Annotated in this window: 20 protein-coding genes; 12 read left to right on the top strand and 8 right to left on the bottom strand. The window is 49.3% G+C overall.

Annotation, left to right across the window (positions count from 1 at the left end; genetic code table 11):
• Window positions 1-5: 5 nt before the first annotated feature.
• From R5268_RS02980 to R5268_RS02970, 3 genes are all read right to left on the bottom strand, one after another.
• Complete coding sequence (locus R5268_RS02980) at window positions 6-2534, bottom strand: fimbria/pilus outer membrane usher protein (protein WP_317418708.1); 2529 nt, start codon at window positions 2532-2534, stop codon at window positions 6-8.
• Between the two features lie 65 nt (window positions 2535-2599).
• Complete coding sequence (locus tag R5268_RS02975; RefSeq protein ID WP_317418709.1) at window positions 2600-3277, bottom strand: molecular chaperone; 678 nt, start codon at window positions 3275-3277, stop codon at window positions 2600-2602.
• 47 nt (window positions 3278-3324) lie between these two features.
• Entirely contained in the window at window positions 3325-3870 is a 546-nt protein-coding gene (locus R5268_RS02970; RefSeq protein WP_046893838.1) for a fimbrial protein, read from the bottom strand.
• Between the two features lie 517 nt (window positions 3871-4387).
• On the opposite strand from R5268_RS02970, the gene R5268_RS02965 reads away from it, so the two are divergent.
• Complete coding sequence (locus R5268_RS02965) at window positions 4388-5191, top strand: methylenetetrahydrofolate reductase (RefSeq protein WP_317418710.1); 804 nt, start codon at window positions 4388-4390, stop codon at window positions 5189-5191.
• Between the two features lie 70 nt (window positions 5192-5261).
• On the opposite strand, the gene pflA is transcribed toward R5268_RS02965, so the two are convergent.
• From pflA to ycaO, 4 genes are all read right to left on the bottom strand, one after another.
• On the bottom strand, window positions 5262-6002 hold the full coding sequence (gene pflA, locus R5268_RS02960) for a pyruvate formate lyase 1-activating protein (protein ID WP_004235814.1): 741 nt from the start codon (window positions 6000-6002) through the stop codon (window positions 5262-5264).
• A gap of 104 nt (window positions 6003-6106) precedes the next feature.
• Entirely contained in the window at window positions 6107-8389 is a 2283-nt protein-coding gene (gene pflB / locus R5268_RS02955) for a formate C-acetyltransferase (protein ID WP_166707326.1), read from the bottom strand.
• Between the two features lie 54 nt (window positions 8390-8443).
• Complete coding sequence (gene focA / locus R5268_RS02950; protein WP_218455278.1) at window positions 8444-9304, bottom strand: formate transporter FocA; 861 nt, start codon at window positions 9302-9304, stop codon at window positions 8444-8446.
• Window positions 9305-9609: 305 nt separating this feature from the next.
• Complete coding sequence (gene ycaO / locus R5268_RS02945; RefSeq protein WP_218455279.1) at window positions 9610-11391, bottom strand: 30S ribosomal protein S12 methylthiotransferase accessory factor YcaO; 1782 nt, start codon at window positions 11389-11391, stop codon at window positions 9610-9612.
• Between the two features lie 353 nt (window positions 11392-11744).
• On the opposite strand from ycaO, the gene serC reads away from it, so the two are divergent.
• The 11 genes from serC to kdsB all read left to right on the top strand — a co-directional run bounded on the left by serC (window position 11745) and on the right by kdsB (window position 24314).
• Entirely contained in the window at window positions 11745-12830 is a 1086-nt protein-coding gene (serC, locus tag R5268_RS02940) for a 3-phosphoserine/phosphohydroxythreonine transaminase (protein ID WP_218455280.1), read from the top strand.
• 84 nt (window positions 12831-12914) lie between these two features.
• A complete protein-coding gene (gene aroA, locus R5268_RS02935; RefSeq protein ID WP_052926165.1) occupies window positions 12915-14192 on the top strand; it encodes a 3-phosphoshikimate 1-carboxyvinyltransferase in 1278 nt (425 codons plus the stop codon).
• A 116-nt stretch (window positions 14193-14308) separates the two neighbouring features.
• Window positions 14309-14998 (top strand): (d)CMP kinase, encoded by a 690-nt coding sequence (gene cmk, locus R5268_RS02930; RefSeq protein WP_107678231.1) that lies wholly within the window; start codon window positions 14309-14311, stop codon window positions 14996-14998.
• A gap of 226 nt (window positions 14999-15224) precedes the next feature.
• Window positions 15225-16898: a 30S ribosomal protein S1 gene (rpsA, locus tag R5268_RS02925; protein WP_317418711.1), complete on the top strand. Its 1674-nt coding sequence runs from the start codon at window positions 15225-15227 to the stop codon at window positions 16896-16898.
• 65 nt (window positions 16899-16963) lie between these two features.
• Entirely contained in the window at window positions 16964-17248 is a 285-nt protein-coding gene (gene ihfB, locus R5268_RS02920) for an integration host factor subunit beta (RefSeq protein WP_004235823.1), read from the top strand.
• Between the two features lie 373 nt (window positions 17249-17621).
• The gene (locus R5268_RS02915) at window positions 17622-19922 is read left to right on the top strand and encodes a DNA internalization-related competence protein ComEC/Rec2 (protein ID WP_317418712.1); all 2301 of its coding nucleotides are present in this window, start codon (window positions 17622-17624) and stop codon (window positions 19920-19922) included.
• Between the two features lie 37 nt (window positions 19923-19959).
• Entirely contained in the window at window positions 19960-21705 is a 1746-nt protein-coding gene (gene msbA / locus R5268_RS02910; protein ID WP_410795817.1) for a lipid A ABC transporter ATP-binding protein/permease MsbA, read from the top strand.
• Window positions 21706-21717: 12 nt separating this feature from the next.
• Window positions 21718-22701 (top strand): tetraacyldisaccharide 4'-kinase, encoded by a 984-nt coding sequence (gene lpxK, locus R5268_RS02905; RefSeq protein ID WP_317418713.1) that lies wholly within the window; start codon window positions 21718-21720, stop codon window positions 22699-22701.
• Between the two features lie 360 nt (window positions 22702-23061).
• Entirely contained in the window at window positions 23062-23277 is a 216-nt protein-coding gene (locus tag R5268_RS02900) for a cold-shock protein (protein WP_004241772.1), read from the top strand.
• A gap of 105 nt (window positions 23278-23382) precedes the next feature.
• On the top strand, window positions 23383-23559 hold the full coding sequence (locus R5268_RS02895) for a Trm112 family protein (protein WP_072056875.1): 177 nt from the start codon (window positions 23383-23385) through the stop codon (window positions 23557-23559).
• Window positions 23560-23564: 5 nt separating this feature from the next.
• Entirely contained in the window at window positions 23565-24314 is a 750-nt protein-coding gene (gene kdsB, locus R5268_RS02890) for a 3-deoxy-manno-octulosonate cytidylyltransferase (RefSeq protein WP_107678235.1), read from the top strand.
• 61 nt (window positions 24315-24375) lie between these two features.
• On the opposite strand, the gene elyC is transcribed toward kdsB, so the two are convergent.
• The gene (elyC, locus tag R5268_RS02885) at window positions 24376-25173 is read right to left on the bottom strand and encodes an envelope biogenesis factor ElyC (RefSeq protein ID WP_317418714.1); all 798 of its coding nucleotides are present in this window, start codon (window positions 25171-25173) and stop codon (window positions 24376-24378) included.
• Window positions 25174-25227 lie beyond the last annotated feature (54 nt).

The raw sequence follows: 25227 nt of genomic DNA, 5'->3' as shown, positions 1-25227 counted from the left end.
ACCTCTCAATGACAGGTAACAGGGACAACCGGCAGATGCTGCTCAGTCTGTGATTGGGTCAGCTGATAGGCGGCACGGCACTGTTTGTCCGGGCTGTTGCCCCACTGGATATTTATCCGGCCTTTTTCCGGCATACCGCTGAGGTAAACATCACCGTTCTCATCGGCAATACCGGTGCTGTTGTCGTTGCCACTATTCTGTTCTGACGATGCAACTGCACCAAACGGCACAGGAGAACCGTCTTTGGTGATCGTAAAGAGGATGCGGTAGCCCACATGTGTCTGATAATTGATTACGACGGCAGCACCTTTGGTCGGCACAACGCTGACAGTGTTTGATTTCAGTTCCACATTAGCCGGCAGACTGCTGACATCCAGGGCGACTTCATTTTTTGTATAGGCATTCAGGTAAGGTACGATTGCATAACCGCGCCGGTCAGTAGATACACCGTTCCGGTTGGTCACGGCGACATTTTCCGCACCCGGTGCACGGACGATCGCAAATGCGTCATAGACCGGCTGTGATAATGTGACGCCGTAAGGATGAGCGATAACTGCTCCGGTTAAGCCGTAATTCAGACGCTGTGAGTTTTTGTCATAGCTGTACCCGGCATTGGCGACACCGTAACTGCCACGGTAAGAGGCCGAGGCATTACCGCCCGCGCCGGTACCTTTATTGGCATAGGATTGCTGAACGGAATAACTGAAACGGTTATCGCCGGATAAGTTGCCGCTGATACCCGCCATCATATCGCTGCGTCCGCTGTTATCTGTTGTTACCGAGGTATTAAAGCTGGCATTACTGCCTGCTGCCGTAGTTAACGGAATACTCACGGAAAATGAAAATTGGTTATCTGCTTTATGCTGATAAGCATTATCTGAATAGCTGTAGCTGAGGTTATAACTGATCCCCTCATAGCTGTTGTTGTATCCGGCACCGGCAGAACGCTCTTTACCGGCACGGTTCCGGTAATCCTGCTGATAGGCACTCAGGTAAACGCTGCCGTATTCATCCAGCGACTGGCTGATTGTTACCTGTATGCGGTTCTTTTTACTGTCACGGTACAGCTCTGCGCGGTTCTTATTGGCCTCTTCAAAGGAATAGTAACCGTCTGTGGAATAGCGGTAATTTGCCAGGGTAACGGATGTGCCTGTGGTCATCATATTCTTTGAATACTGAACACGGTAAGAACGGCCGCTGTCACGGGATTCGCTGCCGCGTAACTGACGGGTGCCTGCATGGGTGACATCGGCGGAAAACGCCCCGAAATTCCCCATATTGATACCGGCTCCGGCAGCCAGGGACTGATAGTTATCCGCTAAAATTGTGCCGGTATAGGCGGTGACGCCTTTCGGCAGACCATAAATCAGGGTGCCCTGAAAAAAATCCGGCTCTTTGCCGTCACCCGCAGCTCTGAATTTACCGCCGGTCAGGGAATAACGTAACTGTCCCTCACGCTGCATAATGGCAACGGACGAGAAAGGTACGATACTGGTACGTTCTGTACCGTCAGCTTCTTTGATAACCAGGGTTAAATCACCGTTGGTGCCTGTCGGGTGGAGATCGTTTATTTCAAATGCACCCGGCGCAACATATGTCTGATAGATAACATAACCGTTCTGTCTGACGGTCACTTCCGCATTCGACTGAGCAATACCACGAATTACGGGGGCAAAGCCTTTCATGGCATCGGGCATCATGGATTCATCACTTTGCAGTTGTAAGCCGCGGAACTGAAAGCCGTCAAAAATATCGCCGGGTGTGGATGAATCGCCGATAATCAGCCGTGATTTTATGAAGTTAATACCACGTTCCAGGCTGGTATCAATATTCTGCCATTTCTTTTCACCGGCGCTGACCGAATACGCTGAGTAATTATTTATGCGCCATGCCCCGAGATTCAGACCACTGCGTAAATTAAGATAATGGGCATCGGTATCCGGAGTATGGTTATTGTGATTATTTGAACCGCTGTAATAGTAATTCAGGATAAATGCAGTGACCCCGTTTTCCCATTGTGCTTCGGGAATACCACCGGCAACCGTATTATTCATAGCTATCTGCGGAACAGAGATCAGCAGACGCTGATGGTTAATTTCCGGTGTAACCGATGCATCCGGAATATAGCGGCTGACAGCGGTGATTTCCTGTTCCGGCGGCAGTGCAGCCAGCTCAGGGAGAGCCTCAGTATTAATGCCCCATAATGCCAGATCTGCTTTGGTCAGAACCGGTGTCAGGCCATTGTTGTCGTTATTTCCGGTAAAGGTAATTGTGCGGGCATCAATAACAACACCGTTAACAATAATATCCACATGATAATCGCCAGGCAGTTGTCCGCCCGGTGCCGCAAATTGATCCAGACTCTGAAGATCTGCGATATTCTGCCCTTCAGTCATGCTGAGTGAATTAACGCTGAAATAGTCTTCGGCAAAAGAAATACTGCTGCCGGCACTGAAAACCAGCGCGGTAACGACAACAGCAATTCTGTTTAACCGAAAACGGTATCCGGCATTATCAGCATTCCGATAAGGCATTTCACAGGTGAACTTCATTGTTTTAATCTCTGTGGCGTAATGAATAATAAATAACTATCCGGCGATTAATTTAATGACTGGGTTTTATTTTCTGTTATTGATCCGTAATCATTAACGGCATTCCAGGTCACACTGTTTACCTGAACACCATTGATATTCCATGATGCGGTTCCTTTCGGCGGTACCATTCCGGAATGTTCAATTTCCTGATTATCGGCTTTTAATTCACCAAATGACACATAATAAGGTGTCGGGTTTGTGGCCTGTAATACATTGCCTTTCTTTTCAAAATGCAGTTGTGTATAGGCAGTTGCCGCATCTGCGGATGGTAATCCGGCCGGGCGGTAAATCAGCTTTATTTTGTTATTGACTGAAATAGTCAGATTATTTGTCGCTGCAGGATCTGACGGCGGAATAGATTTTACATTCAGCCAGTAAACAGATTCTCTGTCTTCCGGAAGTCCCGGTGACGTTAATACAACCCGTACGGCATTCGCTGATTCCGGCTCAATTCTGAACAGCGGTGGTGTCACGGAAAATGGTGGTTTAGCCGTATTATTGTCATCGAAATTATTTATCCATGACTGAACAAGATAGGGTGTTTTTTCATCGTTTCTGACGGTAATGGAGGCTTCTTTTTTATTACCTTCATAAATAACGCGGGTTCCGCCCAGAACAACGCTTGCATTGGCCGCAGAAACTGCGGTGCTCAGAAGAAATAATGTAGCCAGTGATTTTTTCATAATGAACTCCGGTAAAAAGAGGGAGCAGGCGCCCCCTTCAAAAGTAATTACTGGTTGTACTGGACGGTAACGGTAACATCAGCATTTGCGGTGCCGGGGGTTACTGTATCTGCGGTTGTCATATAACGGGCGTAATAGGTTTTCTGGCCTCTGTTATCTTTACCCAGCGTAATACCGTCGGCTTCGGTGTTCGGGCGGTAAAAGGTTTCGCTGGTGGCACTGCCGGTAATACCGATGCCGACGCCGGTTGCATTATCGACTTTATACAGGTCGGCATTATCTGCATGCTCTGTGCCGCCGAACGTAACGCGGGCTTTACCCAGGGTTGCCGGGCATCCGCTCAGGCCGATAGTGAACGGGGTGGCCTCTGTTTTTTCACCGCTCTTTGAGAATGCCTGCGTCATCCAGGTACCTAACTGCACAGTGCCTTCGGTTTTATTCTCATTATTGGTTTCCACCTGGCAGGTGGAATCAATAAACTGGCCTTTAAAGTGGATCATGCCGGTTGTATTGACATTCTCTGCGGCAAAGACATTACCGGAAAATGAAGTTGCAACGACAGATGCAATTAACAGAGTTTTTTTAACGCTCATTGAAAACCTCGGTAGTATTTAAAGTAAATTTGATTATCAGTCGGTTATTTAATTAAGGTGTCACGACGTGCATATCATGCCTTTCGTTTAACTCGTGATAATTGTATTGGGCTTTATTGATCAGATCTATTTGAGCGGCGATGTGCTTTAGTTTTTGTTTAGATTGCGGATTAAATTACCCCGGGTACTGTGAAATGATGCGTTTTGTGAATCAATAAACTAAAATAACACAATTTATTGGATTTAAATTCTGATTTATTGTTTATTTTTAGTTCTTGGTGTTGTCTGATAACTGAAACAAAGGATAAACGAGTTGTTCAGGAGCACTACTGCAACAGTCAATTTTCCGGAAAAAAGACCATTCACTCTTCAGATAGCATTACGGGAAATAACGTGGTTTAAAAAAGAAGGGTGGAAAACCGGCAGAAAATATGTAAGAAATGGTTACAACCAGGCGGAGGGACAGAATATATTTCTGTTTTACGGTGTTTTTACAGAAAGGGACAATCGCGGAATAATGAATGGAATAAGTTTTGAAATTAATGCTGTTTCAGAAAATAATAATGGAGTTAAATTATTAAAATCATTAATTGAATTTACAGAGACACTTAATCCGTTATTTTATACGGTAAATACAGAAATTGGTATGATGCCTCAGGCAGCGACATTTGATACCTGTATGGTACTGAAGCAATATACAGGCAAAAAAATTATTCCGCATATTGCGATAAATAATAAAGATGAGTGTGAACTTGACTGTATTCTCAGCAGATATATAAATGCGGGGATAAGCAGCTTCTTTCTTATCAGGGGGGATAAACATATTCCCGGTGCGGAAAAATCATTTAACTATGCAATTGACCTGATACGGTATTGCCGTGAAAATTTCAGGGAGGCGGAAATACGAGCGGCGATTTATCCGGATTTCCATAAAGAAACCGTATCACCGGCAGAAGAGCGGTATTGGATTAAGGAAAAAGCCGGGTTTGGTATCCGGGAGTTTATTTGCCAGTTTTGTCTGAACAGTGATGCCATTTCATATCTTAAACAGACCGGCGGTCATGATATCAGGATTGTCCCGTCGCTCTTTCCGCTGGTTAATTTCAGCTTTATTGAAAAGTTCACAAAAGCAAACGGCATCGGTTATCCGTCATGGATCAGGAAAACGATTTCTGATCCGTCACTCGTGTCAGTGACTGACGAGGGCATAGCGCTGACCCGTTTCTTTATCCGCTCTGCGTTATCAGAATCAGGACGCTTGCATCTTTTCACACTGAATAATCCTGATCTGCTGAAAAAAATATTCAGCGAAATTGAGTGAACCCGTTTACCTGCGGCGCAAATAAAAACAGCACACCGGAGTGTGCTGTCAGCAATAACAGTGAAATAACTTAATACATCACTTTATGACCATAGCTTTCCAGGATGGATTTCACTTTTTCCATGGTCTCTTTTGACGGCGGCTTAACACCATCAAGTTTGTATTCTTCATTCATTGCCGTCCACTTATGCTTTCCTAACTCATGGTAAGGCAGCAGTTCAATCTTCTCGATATTCTTCATATCTTTGGTGAAATCACCGAGAAGGTGGGCAGAATGCTCATCATCAGACCAGCCCGGCACGACAACATAGCGTACCCAGGTTTTCTGATTCCGTTCAGCGAGATAACGGGCGAACTGTAATGTACGGTGATTGGATACACCGACTAAATTCTGGTGGATGCTGTCATCGAGTTGTTTTAAATCCAGCATAACCAAATCCGTCACTTCCATCAGCTCATCGATGACAGGGTCATAACGGCGGACAAAACCATTGGTATCCAGGCAGGTGTGAATACCTTCTTTTTTACATTCACGGAACCAGTCACGCACGAACTCAGCCTGCAGTATCGCTTCACCACCGGATGCTGTCACACCACCGCCGGATGCATTCATAAAGTGACGGTAAGTGACCGCTTCTTTCATTAACTCGTCGACAGTGACTTCCTGACCGTCATGCAGATCCCATGTATCGCGGTTATGGCAATACAGGCAACGCATCAGACAGCCCTGGAAAAAGACGATAAAACGAATGCCCGGACCATCAACGGTCCCGCAGGATTCAAATGAGTGAATACGACCTAATACTGACATGACAGGATTACTCCAAAACTGACCAGTTATAATAAAGGCCCCGAAACAGAGGGGCCTTTTAGTTTAAGTTATTTTAATAAGACAGCAAATGGTTACCGCACAAATTACATGGATTTTGTGAATGTACGGGTAATAACGTCTTTCTGCTGTTCTTTAGTCAGTGAGTTGAAACGAACTGCGTAACCAGAAACACGGATAGTCAGCTGAGGATATTTCTCAGGATTTTCCATTGCTTCTAACAGCATTTCGCGGTTCATTACGTTCACGTTCAGATGCTGACCACCTTCGATGCTTGATTCGTGGTGGAAGTAACCATCCATCAGGCCTGCCAGGTTAGTACGACGAACATCGTCATCTTTACCTAATGCGTTTGGTACGATAGAGAAGGTGTAAGAAATACCATCTTTCGCGTAAGCAAACGGCAGTTTGGCAACGGAAGTCAGAGAGGCAACAGCACCTTTCTGGTCACGGCCGTGCATAGGGTTAGCACCTGGTCCGAACGGAGCGCCTGCGCGACGGCCGTCAGGGGTGTTACCGGTTTTCTTACCATACACAACGTTAGAAGTGATGGTCAGAATTGACTGTGTAGGTACTGCGTTACGGTACATGTGGTGTTTCTGAATTTTCTTCATGAAACGTTCAACGATGTCACATGCGATGTCATCAACACGGGAGTCGTTGTTACCGAACTGCGGATATTCACCTTCGATTTTGAAGTCAATGGCCAGGCCGCTTTCGTCAATAATCGGGCTTACTTTCGCATATTTGATAGCAGACAGGGAGTCAGCTGCAACAGACAGACCTGCGATACCACATGCCATAGTACGATATACGTCACGGTCATGCAGAGCCATCAGAGCTGCTTCGTAGCTGTACTTGTCGTGCATATAGTGGATGCAGTTCAGTGCAGTTACATAGTTAGTTGCCAGCCAGTCCATGAATTCGTCCAGACGAGCCATAACAACGTCGTAATCCAGAACATCTGAGTGAATTGGTTCGTGTTTAGGACCAACCTGGATTTTCAGTTTTTCGTCAACACCGCCGTTGATTGCATACAGCAGGGTTTTAGCCATGTTTGCACGGGCACCGAAGAACTGCATTTGTTTACCGACGATCATCGGGCTCACGCAGCATGCGATTGCGTAGTCATCGTTATCAAAGTCAGGACGCATCAGGTCATCGTTCTCATACTGTACAGAAGAGGTATCGATAGACACTTTAGCGGCATAACGTTTGAAGTTCAGAGGCAGTTTTTCAGACCACAGGATGGTCATGTTTGGTTCCGGTGAAGGACCCATGGTGTACAGGGTATTCAGGAAACGGAAGCTGTTTTTGGTTACCAGAGTACGGCCGTCGGTACCCATACCTGCCAGAGATTCTGTTGCCCAGATTGGGTCACCGGAGAACAGTTCATCATACTCAGGGGTACGCAGGAAGCGGACCATACGCAGTTTCATGATCAGGTGGTCAACGATTTCCTGAGCTTCAACTTCAGTGATTTTGCCTTGTTCCAGGTCACGCTGAATGTAAACATCCAGGAAAGTAGAAACACGGCCGAAGGACATTGCAGCACCGTTCTGAGACTTAACAGCAGCCAGGTAGCCGAAGTAAGTCCACTGTGCAGCTTCCTGAGCGTTAGCAGCAGGACGGGAGATATCCAGACCGTATTTGGCAGCCATTTCTTTCATCTGGCCTAATGCACGGTGCTGTTCTGCGATTTCTTCACGCAGCTGGATAGTTTCACGCAGATCTTCGCCGCTTTCTAATTTAGCCTGCAGAGAAGTGAACTGTGCGAATTTGTCTTTCATCAGGAAGTCGATACCGTACAGTGCAACACGACGGTAGTCACCGATGATACGACCACGGCCGTATGCGTCAGGCAGACCGGTCAGAACACCGGATTTACGGCAGCGGATGATGTCCGGAGTATAAACGTCGAACACACCCTGGTTGTGAGTTTTACGGTAATCGGTGAAGATTTTTTCGATTTCCGGGTTCATTTCGCGGCCGTAAGCTTTGCATGAACCTTCGATCATACGGATACCACCGAACGGCAGCATTGCACGTTTCAGAGGTTTTTCAGTCTGCAGACCAACAACTTTTTCTAAATCTTTGTTGATGTAACCGGCATCGTGAGAAGTGATAGTAGACGGCAGATCAGTGTCAAAATCGACAGGAGCATGGGTGCTGTTTTCGATTTTGATGCCTTCCATGACAGTAGTCCACAGTGCGGTTGTTGCATCTGTAGCGCCTGCTAAGAAAGACTCATCGCCTTCATATGGGGTGTAGTTTTTCTGGATAAAGTCACGGACGTTAACTTCCTGTGACCAGTCACCCAGATTAAAGCCTTGCCATGCTGAAGCGAATTTTTCATTTAATTCTGACATGATACTTTACCTTTTAACAATGGAACTTAGAAATTCAGTCGTGATAAACAGAGATTAATGCTTCTGGTCACCGCGTAAATGAATCAGCCAATAAGTCAGACCTACTAAAACTGCACCACCAATGATGTTACCGATGGTGACCGGAATCAGGTTGTTAATCACAAAATCAGAAACTGTCAGGGACGGAAACTGTTCAGGCGACGAACCAACCATAGTCCAGAATTCAGGAGGTGCAAAATTTTTAATCACAATCCCCATCGGGATCATAAACATATTGGCGATACTGTGCTCAAATCCGCTGGCAACAAACATACCGATAGGTAAGACTAAAGCTAAAAGTTTATCGGTCAGACTACGGCCTGCGTAGCTCATCCATACCGCCAGACAAACCATTAAGTTTGCCAGAATCCCGAGACAGACGGCTTCAATAAAGGTGTGATGAAGCTTATGATCCGCTGTTTGCAGGATATTTAATCCCCACAGCCCGTTGGCTGCCATTGATTGTCCGGCGTACCAGATGAGGGCGACAAAGAAGAGGGCGCCGACCAGGTTACCGAAATACACGCGGGTCCAGTTTGCAAACATCTGTCCCCAGGTGATGCGCCCGGTGGCTTTTGCCACGCTGGTTAATACGGTGGAGGTGAATAAGTCAGCCCCGCAAACCACAACCAGCATCAGACCGAGCGAGAAACATAAACCACCGATAAGTTTTGCGATACCAAAAGGCACTATGCCTGCGGTACCGGTGGTGGCTGTAATATAAAAGACAAAACCTACTGAGATGAAAATTCCTGCCATAAATGCAGATAAATATGTGATGTGAGGGGATTTCGTTGCTTTATAGACACCCACATCGTCTGCAACTTGTGCCATAGCGGCAGGAGGTAATAAATTAAAAAGTGCGTCAGTTTTCATAATGCTAACTGTCTCTTGATTCCAAATAATTATAGCACGCAATGATAGTAACAAAGGGTGAAAAAATTAAACTTGATGTGGATCATAAAGGCGTTCAAGAGAATCGTCAAATATCCCTGAAAAAGTTGAGAAATTAACGTAACTTTATGTATATAAAGGAAAAACAATTTTTTAAAAATTGTAATATATTTTTATTTTTTGTTTTTTATTTAATTAAAGTAAAAAATCAGGTTAACTTGTCGTTTTTGTGTTACTTAAAACGAACAAATTAACCTAATATTTACGTTTATTGCTATTTACGACGATTAAATCGCATTTTTATCGTTTAGCCAAAAATGCGATTTTGCTTTTTGCAGTTTTTCATAAGCTGCCAGCAGTGCCTGATGAGCAGGAAATGCGGTTAAGTTATTATCAGATGCACATAATCCGAAGAAACAGTTTTTGCCGTTCAGGGCATTTAAGGCCGCATCCAGTGTTTCCTGACCGTACATGCGCGCAAACGCAGGAAGATACTGTTCTGCGTCACGATCCGGCTCCTGCGTCAGTAATAACAGGGTATGCAGACAGCGGTAATAGTTTGCCCGCGCAGCACTGAGGACACTGGCGTTGAAGTCCTGTGTCCACTCGACCCAGGCCAGCGCCTGATCAGTATCACCACCCGCCAGAGCCAGCATGGATTTCAGCTCACCGATACGCAGGGTGGACCAGCCGTTATCTTTACCGGCGGCAATGCCCAGTAACTCACGGACACGGGTGAAATCGTCATGACCTTCCTCATCCAGCTGTGCCAGCAGAGAGAGATAATCTTCCGGGCTGTAACGGCTTTCCGGCAGGGCGAGAATCGTTTCACGCAGGTGAATACCCATGGCGTTATTGGCCATATGCAAATCTTCCGCCGGATAAATATCGGACATGCCCGGTACCAGGATACGGCAGGCATACACACCCAGATGTTCATAATCGGCGATATACACTTCGTGGCCGGATGCCGCGAACTGCGCCATCAGTGTGGCAAATTCTTCTTCTGTGGTACCGCGGAACTGCCAGTCTGCGAAATCATAATCCGCATCCTGTTTGAACAGATCCCAGCTGATCAGGCCGCTTGAATCGATAAAATGGGTTTCCAGGTTGGTCTGATCCGCCACTTCCTCATCATCAAATGTCGGCGGAGTGAAGACATCCAGGTCTTTCAGGCTGCGTCCCTGTAACAGCTCAGTGACAGTCCGCTCCAGTGCAACACCGAAATCAGGATGAGCGCCGAAAGAGGCAAAGCAAGTGCCGTTGGCCGGGTTAAACAGTACCACACAGATGACCGGGTACTGACCACCGAGAGAGGCATCAAAACAGAAGATCGGGAAACCTTCATTTTCCAGGGTGCGGATTGACTCAACAACCTGCGGATAACGCGCCAGCACGTCTTCCGGGATAGCCGGTAAGCTGATGCGCTCAGCAATAATGCGATTTTTCACATAACGTTCAAAGACTTCTGATAATCCCTGAACCCGTGCTTCATTGCGGGTGTTCCCGGCGGACATACCGTTGGACACATACAGGTTGGCGACGATATTCATCGGAATATAGACCGTTTTGCCGTCAGACTGACGGGTAAACGGCAGGGCGCAGATACCGCGCTCTTCATTGGACGATTGCAGATCAATTAACTGACTGCCCTGCAAATCATTTTCCGGATCATAATAGTTGCGCAGATACTGATCGAGAATGCCTTCCGGCAGAGAATCATCGTCTGTCAGCGGGAACCATTTCTCATCCGGATAGTGAACAAACTCCCCGTTGGCAATGGTTTCACCCAGCCAGAAATCGGCAAAAAAGTAGTTGGTGGACAGACGCTCAAAATACTCGCCCAGCGCAGAGGCCAGCGCAGCTTTTTTCGTGGCTCCTTTACCGTTGGTAAAACAGAGCGGGCAGTCGGTATCACGGATATGCACGGACCAGACGTTCGGCACCGGGTTGAGCCACGAGGCTTCTTCAATATTGAAACCCAGCTGCTGTAATTTCTGCTGAAAGCGGCTGATGGAATCTTCAAGGGCGGCATCTTTGCCGGGAATAAAAGTATGTGTTTGCGTCATGGGATCCACAATTGCTGTAACGGCCCGCTGCATGCGGACTCAGGAATACCGGGGAAGAAAGGCGCACATAATACGGATTTTTCGTGTCAGCGGCTACCTTTGTGAATGTAAAGTTACCACCGCGTTATTCCGCTGTATTTCCGCCGTGCGTCATGTATCTCCGGAAATACATTATATAATATCCCAATCTGATGGTCAGAGGCAGTCAGATATTCTGCCGGGCGATAAAAAGGGTTTGCCGCCCATCATGCAATAAGCGTTGCAGCGAAGGATGGGGAGTGATAAAACCGAGAGACAGGGCGTATTCATATGATGGATATACAGGGCGTTAATTTACAGATAGGGTGAGGTCAATGAGTCAGGTATACAATTTTAGTGCCGGTCCGGCTATGCTGCCGGTTGAAGTACTGCGCCGTGCTGAGCAGGAACTGTGCAACTGGCGCGGGCTCGGCACCTCAGTCATGGAAATCAGCCACCGCAGCAAAGAATTTATGTCCGTGGCGAAGGAAGCGGAAAATAATCTGCGTCAGATCCTCGCAGTACCGGATAACTATAAAGTACTGTTCTGTCACGGTGGAGCACGCGGCCATTTTGCCGCACTGCCGATGAACCTGCTGGGTGAGAATACCAAAGCGGATTATGTGGTGGGCGGATACTGGGCGGAATGTGCGGCAGAAGAAGCAAAAAAATATTGCACACCGAACATTATTAACGTCAGAACCGAATCGGAAGACGGTATCGGTGTGAAGCCGATGAGCGAATGGCAGCTCAGTGATGATGCAGCCTATGTGCACTACTGCCCGAACGAAACTATTGATGGTATTGCTATTCACGAAGAGCCGGACTTCGGCGATAAAATCGTGATCGCAGATTACTCGTCCGCTATCCTGTCAAAACCGCTGGATGTCAGCCGTTTCGGGGTGATTTATGCGGGTGCACAGAAAAATATCGGCCCGGCGGGGCTGACCCTGGTGATTATCCGTGAGGATCTTCTGGGCAAAGCACGCAGAGAAACCCCGTCTATCCTCGATTATACCGTGCTGAGCGGATGCGATTCCATGTTCAACACGCCGCCGACCTTTGCCTGGTATCTCTCCGGTATGGTCTTTAAGTGGCTGATTGAGCAGGGCGGATTACAGGAAATTGCCCGGATCAACTATGACAAAGCACAACTGCTCTATTCAGCCGTCGATCACAGTGATTTCTACATTAACCGCGTGGCGGCAGCCAACCGTTCACTGATGAACGTACCGTTCCAGATGTCTGATCCGTCACTGGACAGCAAGTTCCTCGCCGAAGCACAGGCCGCAGGGCTGGTTTCCCTGAAAGGGCATAAAGTGGCCGGCGGTATGCGCGCTTCCATTTATAACGCAATGCCGTATGAAGGCGTGCGCGCACTGGCTGAATTTATGGCGGAGTTTGAAAGCCGTCACAGCTGATTTTTTGCAGACATTTTTCCGGGACCGGATTGATATCCGGCCCCGTTTTTCGTTTTTATGTTATACACCGGAGAATAATTTCGTATGGATTCCCTGACGTTACAACCCATCGCCCGCATTAACGGAACGATTAACCTGCCCGGCTCCAAGAGTGTCTCCAACCGGGCACTGCTGCTGGCGGCACAGGCAGCGGGCACCACACGCCTTATCAACCTGCTCGACAGTGATGATATCCGCCATATGCTCAGTGCACTGCGGGAACTGGGGATACGTTATCAGCTTTCTGACGACAAAACCGAATGCATCGTGGAAGGTCAGGGCAAACCGATCAGCGGATTTAAAGGTATTGAATTGTTCCTGGGCAATGCCGGGACGGCGATGCGCCCGCTGACGGCAGCACTGTGTCTGGGCGATAATGATATTACGCTGACCGGCGAACCGCGTATGAAAGAGCGTCCGATCGGCCATCTGACTGATGCGCTGCGTCAGGGCGGTGCACGGATTGATTTCCCGGAAAATGACGGTTATCCGCCGCTGCGTATCCGCGGCGGCTTTACCGGCGGCCGTATCAGTGTGGACGGTTCGGTATCCAGCCAGTTTCTGACCGCGCTGCTGATGGCGGCACCACCGGCAGAGAATGACACTGAAATCACCATCACCGGTGAGCTGGTGTCCAAACCGTATATTGATATCACACTGGCGATGATGTCCGTGTTTGGTATTACGGTGGTGAATGAAGATTACCGCCGTTTCCTGATCAAAGGAAAACAGCAGTATCAGTCCCCGGGGCAGTACCTGGTGGAGGGGGATGCCTCATCCGCTTCTTATTTCCTTGCGGCGGCGGCGATTAAAGGCGGCACGGTGCGGGTTACCGGTATCGGGCGCAACAGTTTGCAGGGTGACACGCAATTTGCCGCAGTACTGGAAAAGATGGGCGCGAAGGTCACGTTTGCGGACACGTACATCGAATGCACCCGCGATACCCTGCACGGTATCGATATGGATATGAACGCCATTCCGGATGCGGCGATGACCATTGCAACCACCGCGCTGTTTGCAGAGGGGACAACCACTATCCGCAATATCTATAACTGGCGGGTGAAAGAGACAGATCGTCTCAGTGCAATGGCCGCTGAACTGCGTAAAGTCGGTGCACAGGTGGAAGAGGGACATGATTACATTCAGGTGACCCCGCCGGCAAAACTTCAGCACGCGGAAATTGAAACCTATAACGACCACCGGATCGCCATGTGTTTCTCGCTGGTGGCACTGTCAGACACCCCGGTTACGATTCTCGATCCGGGCTGCACGGCAAAAACCTTCCCCGGCTACTTCAGTGAACTGGCGGCGCTGTCAGAATAAAAAAGCGCTGTTCCGCGCACAGGACGTTTCCTCTGTTGTCACAGATGCGTATAATACCGGCATCTTTTTTCAGGCGGCCGTTGTGACGGCCGCCGGACTGCGACAGGAGAGCGCGCATGGCAGTATATGTTCCGGTTATCACCATTGACGGCCCGAGCGGCGCGGGCAAAGGGACACTTTGTCACGCACTGGCAAACGAAATGGGATGGCACTTACTGGACTCCGGCGCAATTTACCGCGTTCTGGCGCTGGCGGCACTGCATCATCATGTGGATATCACCTCAGAAGATGCACTGGTTCCGCTGGCCGCCAATCTGGATGTGAAATTTCAGGCAAAAGAATCCGGCCTTGAGATTATTCTGGAAGGTGAGGATGTCAGCCGGGGTATCCGTCAGGAAGAGGTGGGCATGACAGCCTCACAAATCGCGGCATTCCCGCGTGTCCGTGAAGCTCTGCTGCGCCGTCAGCGTGCATTCCGTGTGGCGCCGGGCCTGATTGCCGACGGCCGTGACATGGGTACCGTCGTGTTCCCGGATGCACCGGTGAAAATTTTCCTCGATGCCAGTGCGCAGGAGCGCGCCCACCGCCGGATGAAGCAGTTGCAGGATAAAGGCTTTAGTGTTAATTTTGACCGCCTTCTTGCTGAGATAGAAGAGCGCGATTACCGTGACCGCAACCGTGCGGTTGCCCCGCTGGTCGCTGCCGGCGATGCGCTGATTCTGGACTCAACAACCATGTCAATTGACGACGTTATTGCCGAAGCCCTCCGTTATACGAAGGCAAAACTGGCAGAAACGGCGGAATGATAAACAAAATTTGCGGGAAATCTGACTGAAAACGTGTTTTTTAGTAGGTTTCTGTATTCGTTTTTGTTTATAATGTTAAGTTGAAGTTTTTTACCGGCAGAGAACAAGGCAAAGAAGCAGTTTTCTGCCACCCCTTTGTGACAAGGAATGTTGCAAGGTATGTGAAACAACCCCATTCGGCCGGATGCTAAATGGACGTTAATACTTAAACACTTGAAGATCAAACATGACTGAATCTTTTGCTCAACTCTTTGAAGAATCCCTGCAGGCTATCGAAACTCGTCCGGGCGCTATCGTCCGTGGTACCGTTGTTGCTATCGATAAAGACGTTGTTCTGGTTGACGCAGGTCTGAAATCAGAATCTGCTATTCCGGTAGAACAGTTCAAAAATGCTCAGGGCGAGCTGGAAATCCAGGTTGGCGACGAAGTTGATGTTGCTCTGGACGCAGTAGAAGACGGTTTCGGTGAAACTGTTCTGTCCCGCGAGAAAGCAAAACGCCACGAAGCATGGCTGATGCTGGAAAAAGCATACGAAGAAGCTGAAACTGTTACCGGTGTTATCAACGGTAAAGTGAAAGGCGGTTTCACTGTCGAACTGAACGGCATCCGTGCGTTCCTGCCGGGTTCACTGGTTGACGTGCGTCCTGTTCGTGACACCACGCATCTGGAAGGCAAAGAGCTTGAGTTCAAAGTAATCAAGCTGGATCAGAAACGCAACAACGTGGTTGTTTCCCGTCGTGCAGTTATCGAATCAGAAAACAGCGCAGAGCGCGATCAGCTGCTGGAAAACCTGCAGGAAGGCATGGAAGTTAAAGGTATCGTTAAGAACCTCACTGACTACGGTGCATTCGTTGATCTGGGCGGCGTTGATGGTCTGCTGCATATCACTGATATGGCGTGGAAACGTGTTAAACATCCAAGCGAAATCGTGAATGTCGGCGACGAAATCACTGTTAAAGTGCTGAAATTCGACCGTGAACGTACCCGCGTATCTCTGGGCCTGAAACAGCTGGGCGAAGATCCTTGGGTCGCAATCGCTAAGCGTTACCCTGAGAACACCCGTCTGACCGGTCGCGTGACCAACCTGACTGACTACGGCTGCTTCGTTGAAATCGAAGAAGGCGTTGAAGGTCTGGTACACGTTTCTGAAATGGACTGGACCAACAAAAACATCCACCCATCTAAAGTTGTTAACGTGGGCGACGTTGTTGAAGTTATGGTTCTGGACATCGACGAAGAACGTCGTCGTATCTCCCTCGGCCTGAAACAGTGCAAATCTAACCCATGGCAGCAGTTCGCGGAAACTCACAACAAAGGTGACCGCGTTGAAGGTAAAATCAAGTCAATCACTGACTTCGGTATCTTCATTGGTTTAGATGGCGGCATCGACGGTCTGGTTCACCTGTCTGACATCTCCTGGAACGTTGCAGGCGAAGAAGCAGTACGTGAATACAAAAAAGGCGACGAAATCGCAGCTGTTGTTCTGCAGGTTGATGCAGAGCGCGAGCGTATCTCTCTGGGCGTTAAGCAGTTAGCTGAAGATCCGTTCAACAACTACACCGCTGTTACCAAGAAAGGTACTATCGTCACCGGTAAAGTAACTGCAGTAGACGCTAAAGGCGCAACTGTTGAGCTGATGGATGGCGTTGAAGGTTACCTGCGTGCATCAGAAGCTTCACGCGACCGCGTTGAAGATGCTACTCTGGTTCTGAGTGTTGGTGATGAAGTTGAAGCGAAATACACTGGTGTTGATCGTAAAAACCGTGTAATCAACCTGTCTGTACGTGCAAAAGACGAAGCGGATGAAAAAGACGCTATCGCTACTGTGAACAAACAGGAAGAAGCTGGCTTCTCTAACAACGCAATGGCAGAAGCTTTCAAAGCAGCTAAAGGCGAGTAATTAAGCAGCGGCAGGCCGCGCAAGCGGTCTGCTTTTATGATAATCAGGGTAGTCCAGGAGGTTATATGACCAAATCTGAACTGATTGAAAAGCTGGCAGGCCAACAATCTCATCTTCCGGCTAAAGTTGTTGAAGAGGCAGTAAAAGAGATCCTTGAGCATATGGCAAATACGCTTGCTGACGGCGAACGTATTGAAATCCGTGGATTCGGCAGTTTTTCTCTGCACTACCGTGCACCGCGGGTAGGTCGTAACCCGAAAACCGGCGAACAGGTGGAACTGGAAGGTAAACACGTTCCTCACTTCAAACCGGGCAAAGAGTTACGCGACCGCGCAAATATCTATGCTTGATTCTTGACAGAGATAATAAAAATGACGCCGCCGGCGTCATTTTTTTGCAAAAAAAATCAGAATGTTATTATTATAAAAATGTTAATGCATTATTAATAAAATAGACTTTTATAAGGTTCTGGTGTTGGCAATACTGAATGTATTTAATAACAGGTTGCCGGAGCTATAATATTCAGTTCATCATAAAATACTATTAAAAAGTGGACTGTCTTTATAATGAAACAAATAATTGTGAGTTAACTCGCATAAAATAATTGATTATTTGTATGATTAAAATATAAATTCGTGACAACTCTCATTTTTCTTTTACCGTAATAAAACGCAATACCATCCATTACATAATACCGGTCTGTTTACCTCCCGGATAAGTAATATGCAAGTTGTGGTTGTACTGAAATATCTGTTTCCCCGCCCGCTGTCACTGTGGCTGGTTGCGGCTGCTGTCGTGGCCGGACACCTGCCGTTACTGCTGATACCACGCCTGTTGTCACCGGCAGAAAATCTTTTGTTATCCGGTTGTGTTTGTGTATTGTTTCTTATCCGGACGCGGCTGAGTTTTTTTATTCGTATTGTTGCAGGAACTTTCTTAGCAGTTAATATTCATCTCAGTAATACGCTATCACTCTTTTCAGCAGAACAACCTGAATATATTGATATCATAACCCGCGATATTATGATCAACCCATCTGATTATTATTCAGTCAGGGGGCGTGTTATTAATGTAAATAATAAAATCTATAATGATACAGCTTTTATTAATATAAAAATAAAAGGGGCATTTAAACCGGTGTGTGCCGGAGAGATGTGGCGCATATACCGTCCTGTATTACGGCCGGTACATGGTCAGTTAAATGAAGGGCAATCAAACCGGCAGCAATATTTACTGTCTGAACGGGTTTTGTTTTCCCTGACGCCCGGGCGCAGCGAAAAATTATCTTCCGGCTGCAATCTGCGCCAGAGGATGATCGCGCGATATCTTCCCCGGATGGACAACCAGCCGCACAGCGGACTGATGGCGGCACTCCTGTTTGGTGAACGACGCGGTATCACACCGGAGCAGCGCAGACTGGTGCAGGAAACCGGTGTGGCACACGTGGTGGCTATCTCCGGGCTGCATATCGGACTGGCAGCATTATGGGGCTGGTGGGCCGGGAGGCTACTGTTACTGCTGTTACCGCAGCGTGTCATGTCATATGGCATTCCGGTGGTGCTGTCAGTCTGTGCCGCCATTGTCTATGTCTGGCTGGCCGGATTTGCCGTTCCTGCCTGCCGTGCGTTGTCTGCGTTGTTGTTGTGGCACCTGCTGCGCTGGCGGCATTACCATCTGCCGGCGTATCAGTTTGTTGTGATAAGCTCTGCACTGTTATTACTGGCTGATCCGCTGACGATTCTGTCCGCCGGATTCTGGTTGTCTTATACGGCGGTGGCCGCATTACTATTCTGGCATCATACCGGCGTTTTATCCCGCCGATCTGATGTTATTTCTGTAACACGCTTTACCCGTCTGCGGCGCAATATCCGGCTGTTTCTCTCTTATCAGAGCGGATTGTTTCTGCTGTTGCTGCCGGTTCAGGGATTTTTCTTCGGTGGCGTCAATGTGTTGTCGTTCCTCAGTAACCTGTGGGTTGTGCCGGTGATTTCTTTTCTGACCGTTCCGTTACTGTTTACCGGGCTGCTGACGGCGCCGGCACTACAGCTGGCCGATTATTCTCTGGCACTGGCATTATGGCCGCTGCCGTTTCTGGCGCAGGGCTGGCTGGTTACCGGACACATCTCCCTGATATGGATACCGCTTATGTGGATTGCTGTTTATATCATCCGGCTGGATATGTGGCGTCAGCATCCGCTGTTGCTGCCGGGGATGGTGTGCAGTTGTTGTCTGTATCTGCGGAAAACTCCGCCACCTGAATGGTCGGTCACATTGCTGGATATCGGGCACGGGCTGGCGGCGGTTGTCATAAAGGATGGCAGAGCTGTGCTGTATGACACCGGCAACCGCTTCGGGTCCCGGGACGACGGGCTGCGCACGGTGCTGCCTTATCTGCGTTATCACCGGCTGGTTCCTGACCGGATTATTATCAGCCATGATCACCGCGATCATACCGGCGGTCTGGGCTCTCTGCGCCGTGCTTATCCTGCCGCCGTGGTCAAAGGCAACATCCCGCAGGCAGATACCCCCTGCCGTCGCGGGGAGCGCTGGGTATGGCAGTCATTGTACTTTGAGGTGCTATGGCCGGATGAGAAATATCAGCTGAGTAAAAATGACGGCTCTTGTGTTATCCGCATCAGTGACGGGAAATATCAGGTTTTGCTGACCGGAGATATTGAAAAGCAGGCAGAAAAACAGCTGATGAAGTATAGCGATGAACTGTCGGCCACCGTCCTGCAAGTTCCGCACCATGGCAGCAAAACCTCATCATCAGAATTTTTTATTCGTGCGGTAAATCCCGCTTTCGCACTGGTTTCTGTTGCGCGCTATAGCCCGTGGCGTCTGCCTTCTGATAAAGTACGCCGTCGTTATCATCATCTCGGCGTGCAGTGGCATGACACCGCGCACAGCGGCCAGATTACGGTCCGTTTTTTTGCCGGAAAGATATCCGTTGTGACATACCGTTTTCACCTCTCTGCCCGCTGGTTCAGCGCATGGTTTGGAGATCAGGCGGTAAACGGGTAATATAGGCAGCTAATTTTTGGTATTGGTAAACGCAATAATGAAAGATATTGATATTTCAACCCGGCAAACATTCCGCCGGTTATGGCCGACAATCGCTCCGTTTAAAACAGGTATCATCGTGGCGGCTATTGCGTTAGTCATCAATGCGGGCGGTGATGCGTTTATGCTGTCACTGCTGAAACCGTTGCTTGATGAAGGTTTCGGCACAGCGGAGAGTGATTTTCTCCGTATTATGCCGCTGATTATCCTGGGGCTGATGCTGCTGCGCGGTATCTCCAGTTTTGTCTCCAGCTACTGCCTTTCCTGGGTTTCCGGTAAAGTGGTTATGACCATGCGCCGTAACCTGTTCCGCCATATGATGGGTATGCCGGTTTCCTTCTTTGATCAGCAATCCACCGGGACACTGCTTTCCCGTATCACTTACGATTCTGAACAGGTGGCTTCCTCTTCCTCCGGCGCACTGGTAACCGTTGTCCGTGAAGGCTCGTATATTATCGCGCTGTTCGGCATTATGTTTTTTAACAGCTGGCAGTTGTCGCTGATTCTGATTGTCATCGCCCCGATTGTGGCATTTGTTATCCGCAGAGTGTCTGTACGTTTCCGTGAGATCAGCAAAAACATGCAGAGCGGCATGGGGCAGGTTACCGCCAGTGCCGAGCAGATGCTGAAAGGCCATAAAGAAGTCCTGATTTTCGGCGGTCAGAAAGTGGAAAATGATCGCTTTGATAAAGTCAGCAACCACATGCGCCGCCAGGGAATGAAACTGGTTACCGCCTCTTCTGTTGCTGATCCGATTATCCAGGTTATCGCCTCATTTGCGCTGGCATTTGTCCTGTTTGCCGCCAGTTTCCCTGAAATTAAAGATGCACTGACACCCGGTTCCATCACGCTGGTCTTCTCCTCAATGATTGCCCTGATGCGTCCGCTGAAATCACTCACTAACGTGAATGCCCAGTTTCAGCGCGGGATGGCTGCGTGTCAGACACTGTTTGTTCTGCTTGATATGGAGCAGGAAAAGGATACCGGTACTAAAGTACTGAAAGATGCCAAAGGTGATGTGGCATTTGAGAATGTGACGTTCCGTTATCAGGGGAAAGAGAACTCGGCGCTGAAAAATGTGTCGTTTACTATCCCGTCAGGCAAAACCGTGGCACTGGTCGGCCGCTCTGGTTCCGGGAAATCCACCATTGCTAATCTGATCACCCGTTTCTATGAAATCGAAAGCGGGCATATTACGATCGACGGCAATGATATCCGCGACTACACACTGGCATCGCTGCGCAGTCAGGTGGCGCTGGTATCGCAGAATGTTCACCTTTTCAATGATACGGTCGCGAATAATATCGCCTATGCCACAGAAGGGAAGTACACCCGCGAACAGGTTGAAAAAGCCGCTGAAATGGCGTACGCCATGGACTTTATCAACAAGATGGACAAAGGGCTGGATACTGAAATCGGTGAAAACGGCGTTCTGCTCTCCGGTGGTCAGCGTCAGCGTATTGCGATTGCCCGTGCACTGCTGCGCGATGCACCGATCCTGATCCTCGACGAAGCAACGTCCGCACTGGATACCGAATCTGAACGTGCGATTCAGGCTGCACTGGATGAGTTACAGAAAAACCGTACCTGTCTGGTGATCGCGCACCGCTTATCCACGATTGAGAAAGCCGATGAGATCCTCGTGGTACAGGATGGTGAAGTACAGGAGCGCGGTACGCATGATGAACTGGTGAAACAGCCGGGGATCTATGCGCAGCTCTATAATATGCAGTTTGGTCACTAAGCGGCTCTGCTGATGATTGAAAAGATTTGGTCCGGCCGCTCAAAGCTTTACTGGCTACTTCTGCCGCTCTCGTTTCTGTATGGGGCGGTGAGTGGTCTGCGGCGCTGGTTATTCCGCTCAGGGCTGAAAAAATCCCGCCGCATGCCGGTACCGGTGGTGGTGGTCGGTAATCTGACTGCCGGCGGTAACGGCAAAACCCCGGTGGTTATCTGGCTGACAGAGCAACTGCTGGCCCGGGGCTATCGTCCGGGCGTGGTTTCCCGCGGTTACGGCGGCAAATCGGATCATTACCCGCTGCTTATCACCGGAGAAACCACAACGGCACAGGCTGGTGATGAGCCGGTGCTGATTGCCCGCCGTACCGGTGTGCCGGTTGCGGTTGCCCCGGATCGTGCCGCCGCAGTGGACGCTATCTTGCAGCACTCGCCGGTGGATGTGATTATCACTGATGATGGTTTGCAGCATTACGCGTTGCAACGTGATATGGAAATCGTGGTGATTGACGGTGAACGCCGTTTCGGTAACGGCTGGTGGCTGCCCGCCGGGCCGATGCGGGAACGGGCCGGACGTCTGAAACAGGTGGATGCGGTGATCGTGAACGGCGGCACCGCACAGCCCGGTGAAACCGCTATGCAGCTGGTGCCGGGTGAGGCCGTTAATCTGTCAGACGGGACACGCAAACCGGTGACGGAGCTCGGTGAGTGTGTGGCAATGGCCGGTATCGGACACCCGCCGCGCTTTTTTGCCACTCTGAATTCACTGGGTGTGACACCGGTACACTGTGTCGCATTTCCTGATCACCAGTCTTACAGCCCGGAGCAGCTTTCCGCACTGATAAAACCGGGTCAGTCACTGCTGATGACAGAGAAAGATGCAGTGAAATGTTTTGCCTTTTCTGAAACTGACTGGTGGTATTTACCGGTCAGCGCTGCGGTTTCTGCAGAATCCGCCAATTTAATTCTGGATAAAGTCATATTCCTCATAAAAAATGCATAAAGGGGCTTGTGCTTTTTATCTGAATGTGGCTTAATCAAAAAGTTGTATTTCTGTGATGTATTTCATATCTCACTGTGCAACCAATCCGTGTGTCACTCATAATTCTGATCCCGCTGTCATAATTTTTTCACACCACCTTGTTAATCTTGTGGTGCGGATGACCGGATCCCGCGGATAAACGGTATGTTTTGCAGATGGTGTCTGACCGGCTGCAAATCAGAATAAAAAATAATAACTATAATGTTTTGCTCATTACCGGGTGGCTGTTCGCAAAGAGAGCACCCGTGTTGCCCGGCCGGAGCAGACATAACCTGTGATGGGGTGTATTCCATTACCGGTGATATAAAAGGAGTTAATACTATGTCTAAACAATTACAACTTGGCCGCGTTAAATGGTATGACGCGAAAGAAGGTTACGGTTTCATCTCCCCGGTTAACGGCGGCGACGATATCTGGGTAACCCGTAACGGGATAGCCAATTCCCGTAACAAATTACTGTGCGAAGGGCAGGAAGTGGAATTTTCACTGACCCGCGGCAGTTATGGTATTGCAGCGAACGATGTGATCGCGCTGTAAGCAGTAAAAAACGCGATTATCTCAGTGATATCGCAACAACAGAGTTAACGGTGAGACCGGGCTTATGTTATTCTGAGCCAACGTTTTTATCTCATTGGGGGACGTATGGATCACCGTTTACTCGAAATCGTGGCCTGCCCGGTTTGCCACGGCAAACTCAGCTACGACAAGCAAAATCTTGAACTCATCTGCAAAGGCTGCCGTCTGGCCTATCCCGTCCGCGACGATATCCCTGTCTTATTAGAGAATGAAGCCCGCGAATTACCGGCCTCAGAAGGATAATCTCCATGTTTACCGTTATCATTCCCGCGCGCTATGCGTCCACGCGTCTGCCCGGTAAGCCGCTGGCCGATATCTGCGGCAAACCGATGATTGTCCGTGTGATGGAGCAGGCAAAGCGTTCCGGTGCCGCAAGAGTCATTGTCGCCACAGATACTCAGGCCGTATTTGATGCCGTAATCGCAGAGGGCGGCGAAGCCTGTATGACGCGCGAAGATCATCAGTCCGGGACAGAGCGCCTGGCGGAAGTGATTGATCACTATCAGTTTGCTGATGATGAGATTATCGTGAATGTCCAGGGCGATGAACCGTTAATCCCTGACAGTATTATTGCGCAGGTTGCTGAAAATCTGGCAGCCAGCGAAGCCGGTATGGCAACCCTGGCGGTAAAAATTACCACCGCGGAAGAAGCGTTTAACCCGAATGCGGTTAAAGTGGTGATGAATAAACAGGGTTATGCACTCTATTTCTCCCGCGCCACTATTCCGTGGGATCGCGAGCGCTTTATGCACAGCCGTGACAGTGCAGGTGATAATTTCCTGCGTCATATCGGCATTTACGCTTACCGTGCCGGGTTTATCCGCCGTTATATTCAGTGGGAAACCAGCCCGCTGGAGAAAATTGAGATGCTCGAGCAGCTGCGTGTGCTCTGGTACGGCGAAAAGATCCATGTCGCGGAGGCATCAGAAGCGCCGGGCACCGGTGTTGATACTCCGGAAGATCTTGAAACTGTGCGCAGATTGTTTGCTGCCCGCTGAGCGGTATCAGTTATAAACAAAAACGCGGGTCACTTCACTGAACCCGCGTTTTTGTTGTCTTCTATTCCTGTTCGTCATTATCTGACGTTTTCACCGCCTGCCAGATACGCCCGAGCCCCTCATACCAGACCCGTTCGCTGTGTGATAAATAATACGCGGATGGAATCGTCTTTTCCCAGCTGTGAAGCGGTGTGGTGATAGCCAGCTGATTGGCCGGAGCCGGAACCGGATGCAGGCCGCGTGCCTCAAAGAAAGCTTTGGCGCGGGTCATATGACTGGCGGAAGTCACCAGCAGGAACGGCGCGTTACCCACGATTTTTTCCACTTCTTCCGCTTCTTCTTCGGTATCTTTCGGCAGTACCAGCGGCAGTGTGCGTTCAGCCGGAATTCCCAGTGACTGTGCAACCTCTGCCGCGACTTCCGCGCTGCTGATACTGTTTGCACCCGGCCCGCCGGTGAAAATCAGCGTTGCCTGCGGGTAGCGCAGTGCAAGGCGCACACCTTCCGCCACGCGCGGCAGGCTGTTGCTGATCAGATTGGCGGATGGCGCCCATTCCGGGTTATAGGTAAAGCCGCCGCCGAGTACCACGATATAGCGCAGATCCTGCTGCTGAACCTCCGCCGGGGTGATGAGCTCATAGCGTTTATCATACGGTTTTTCTGCTGTCAGCAGCAGAGCATCTGCCACCGGTTGCAGGCTGAGCAGCACCAGCCCCAGCCAGCCCGCAGTGATCAGGGTTTTGCCGGTTTTCTGCCGGGAGGAAAACCACAGCAGCAATAATCCGGCAAGCATCAGCAGAAGCATAAACGGCAGCGGCAGCAAAAAACCGCCGAGGTATTTTTTCAGGGCAAACAGCATGAGCGCACCTTAAATATGATTGATTTATCACCGGTTAACGGCAGGAGCCTGCAC

It is taken from the genome of Morganella sp. BCCO 40_0007 (assembly GCF_032989665.1).
Lineage (GTDB): Bacteria > Pseudomonadota > Gammaproteobacteria > Enterobacterales > Enterobacteriaceae > Morganella > Morganella sibonii.
The sequence above is the reverse complement of the archived record's forward strand: the minus strand, read 5'-3'. Positions and strand labels throughout refer to the sequence as shown.

Excerpts from the sequence above, each read along its gene's own strand:
- R5268_RS02980 (WP_317418708.1), bottom strand. The coding sequence starts at position 2,534 with ATGCCTTATCGGAATGCTGATAATGCCGGATACCGTTTTCGGTTAAAC.
- R5268_RS02975 (WP_317418709.1), bottom strand. The coding sequence starts at position 3,277 with ATGAAAAAATCACTGGCTACATTATTTCTTCTGAGCACCGCAGTTTCT.
- R5268_RS02970 (WP_046893838.1), bottom strand. The coding sequence starts at position 3,870 with ATGAGCGTTAAAAAAACTCTGTTAATTGCATCTGTCGTTGCAACTTCA.
- R5268_RS02965 (WP_317418710.1), top strand. The coding sequence starts at position 4,388 with ATGAATGGAATAAGTTTTGAAATTAATGCTGTTTCAGAAAATAATAAT.
- pflA (WP_004235814.1), bottom strand. The coding sequence starts at position 6,002 with ATGTCAGTATTAGGTCGTATTCACTCATTTGAATCCTGCGGGACCGTT.
- pflB (WP_166707326.1), bottom strand. The coding sequence starts at position 8,389 with ATGTCAGAATTAAATGAAAAATTCGCTTCAGCATGGCAAGGCTTTAAT.
- focA (WP_218455278.1), bottom strand. The coding sequence starts at position 9,304 with ATGAAAACTGACGCACTTTTTAATTTATTACCTCCTGCCGCTATGGCA.
- ycaO (WP_218455279.1), bottom strand. The coding sequence starts at position 11,391 with ATGACGCAAACACATACTTTTATTCCCGGCAAAGATGCCGCCCTTGAA.
- serC (WP_218455280.1), top strand. The coding sequence starts at position 11,745 with ATGAGTCAGGTATACAATTTTAGTGCCGGTCCGGCTATGCTGCCGGTT.
- aroA (WP_052926165.1), top strand. The coding sequence starts at position 12,915 with ATGGATTCCCTGACGTTACAACCCATCGCCCGCATTAACGGAACGATT.
- cmk (WP_107678231.1), top strand. The coding sequence starts at position 14,309 with ATGGCAGTATATGTTCCGGTTATCACCATTGACGGCCCGAGCGGCGCG.
- rpsA (WP_317418711.1), top strand. The coding sequence starts at position 15,225 with ATGACTGAATCTTTTGCTCAACTCTTTGAAGAATCCCTGCAGGCTATC.
- ihfB (WP_004235823.1), top strand. The coding sequence starts at position 16,964 with ATGACCAAATCTGAACTGATTGAAAAGCTGGCAGGCCAACAATCTCAT.
- R5268_RS02915 (WP_317418712.1), top strand. The coding sequence starts at position 17,622 with ATGCAAGTTGTGGTTGTACTGAAATATCTGTTTCCCCGCCCGCTGTCA.
- msbA (WP_410795817.1), top strand. The coding sequence starts at position 19,960 with ATGAAAGATATTGATATTTCAACCCGGCAAACATTCCGCCGGTTATGG.
- lpxK (WP_317418713.1), top strand. The coding sequence starts at position 21,718 with ATGATTGAAAAGATTTGGTCCGGCCGCTCAAAGCTTTACTGGCTACTT.
- R5268_RS02900 (WP_004241772.1), top strand. The coding sequence starts at position 23,062 with ATGTCTAAACAATTACAACTTGGCCGCGTTAAATGGTATGACGCGAAA.
- R5268_RS02895 (WP_072056875.1), top strand. The coding sequence starts at position 23,383 with ATGGATCACCGTTTACTCGAAATCGTGGCCTGCCCGGTTTGCCACGGC.
- kdsB (WP_107678235.1), top strand. The coding sequence starts at position 23,565 with ATGTTTACCGTTATCATTCCCGCGCGCTATGCGTCCACGCGTCTGCCC.
- elyC (WP_317418714.1), bottom strand. The coding sequence starts at position 25,173 with ATGCTGTTTGCCCTGAAAAAATACCTCGGCGGTTTTTTGCTGCCGCTG.